This is a genomic window from Aquipseudomonas alcaligenes NBRC 14159, assembly GCF_000467105.1.
Lineage (GTDB): Bacteria > Pseudomonadota > Gammaproteobacteria > Pseudomonadales > Pseudomonadaceae > Aquipseudomonas > Aquipseudomonas alcaligenes.
The window spans coordinates 1-1,665 of sequence record NZ_BATI01000097.1; the positions used below are offsets into that span (position 1 = coordinate 1).

The following is a 1,665-nucleotide window of genomic DNA, read 5'->3' on the forward strand; positions in this document are numbered from 1 at the left end:
CTCTGTCAGGATTGATGTCGCGTCCCTTGTTACACTCTCTTAAACATTCAGGGGCGTTTGGAGATCTGTATGCCTCGCTATTCCGATGAGCGACGTCAGGCCGCTGTGGCCAAGCTGTTACCGCCTTATAACCAAAGCGTAGAAGAGGTCGCCCGGCAGGAGGGTATCTCGCCAGCCACTGTTTACAAGTGGCGCAAAGAAGCTCGTGCTGAGGGACGCTGCTTGCCCGATGCAAGTGACCAGGGTACGTCCGGCTGGTCGTCCCGAGACAAGTTTGCAGCGGTGGTTGAGACCGCAGCGATGAACACCGAAGACGTTGCTGCCTATTGTCGTCAACGGGGACTGTATCCCGAGCAGCTGCAACGCTGGCGTCATGACTGCGAACAAGCCGCCAGCCTGTCCTATGAGGACCGCCGTCGAGAAGCGGATGAAGCCAAGCAGCAGCGCAAGCGGATCAAAGAGCTGGAACGAGAGCTACATCGCAAGAACACAGCACTCGCGGAGACAGCAGCACTGCTGACGCTGTCAAAAAAAGCACGGGCGATCTGGGGGGACGAGGAGTCATGATCAGCATCGAGGATCGCCAACGTGCCGTAGAGCTGATTGCTGTCGCCTGCAACGAGGGCGCCACCTTGACGGCTGCCTGTGAAGTCGTCGGGATTTCTATCCGGACTCACCAACGCTGGATGCAGGCGGGAAAGCTAACAGGCGATAAACGCCCTGTAGCCGAACGCCCAGCCCCTGCTAATGCGCTGACCCCAGAAGAAGAGGCTGAGATCTTGAGGCAATGCCAACGTGACGAGTTTGCTGCTTTACCGCCGGATCAGATTGTTATTCGGCTGATGGATGAAGAGCAGCGTTACATTGCCTCCGTATCGAGCTTTTATCGAGTACTGCGTAAACATGGCCAGCTGGCACACCGGGGACGCGCCAAAGCCCGCAAATCACAGCCAGCGCCGACTACACATACAGCAATCGCCCCCAACCAGGTATGGTCCTGGGACTGCACCTGGCTTCCTGGGCCAGCCAAGGGTACCTACTACTATCTGGTGATGATCCTCGACATCTTCAGCCGTAAAGTCGTGGGCTGGGAAGCCTTTCTGGGGGAGTCTGCAGCTAACTCACGCCGTGTCATTGAACGAGCCGTGCTGGCCGAAAACATGGTAGGCCAGCCTCTGGTGCTGCACGCTGATAACGGCAGCCCCTTCAAAGGCGTCACCTTGCTTGAGAAGCTGAGAGATCTGCAGATCCAGCCTTCGTTCAGTCGACCGCGTGTGAGCAACGATAACGCCTTCTCCGAGGCTCTGTTCCGCACCTGCAAGTATGTGCCGAACTACCCCGTCAGTGGCTTCGCTGACCTATCAGCTGCCCAGCGTTGGGTGCACGGCTTCGTCCAGTGGTACAACTATGAGCACCGCCACAGTGCTATCCGCTTCGTGACGCCGATGCAGCGCCACACAGGAGAAGACAAAGCCATATTAGCCAAGAGACATGCGCTCAACCTTGCAGCCAGAGCTGCGCATCCTGAGCGCTGGAGTGGTGACACCCGCAACTGGCATCCTGTGACATTAGTATCGCTAAACCCAGAGCGCCGAGTAGTTAGGGAGGTAGAGAAAATAGCTGCATAAAAATCAAACAGGGCGACAGATACCTTGACAGTTACCG

At 57.0% G+C, this 1,665-nt stretch carries 1 pseudogene; it reads left to right on the forward strand.

What is annotated here, in order from left to right:
* The first annotated feature begins 69 nt into the window (after positions 1-69).
* A pseudogene (locus PA6_RS22185) lies at positions 70-1,628 on the forward strand (IS3 family transposase).
* The last annotated feature ends 37 nt before the right edge of the window (positions 1,629-1,665 follow it).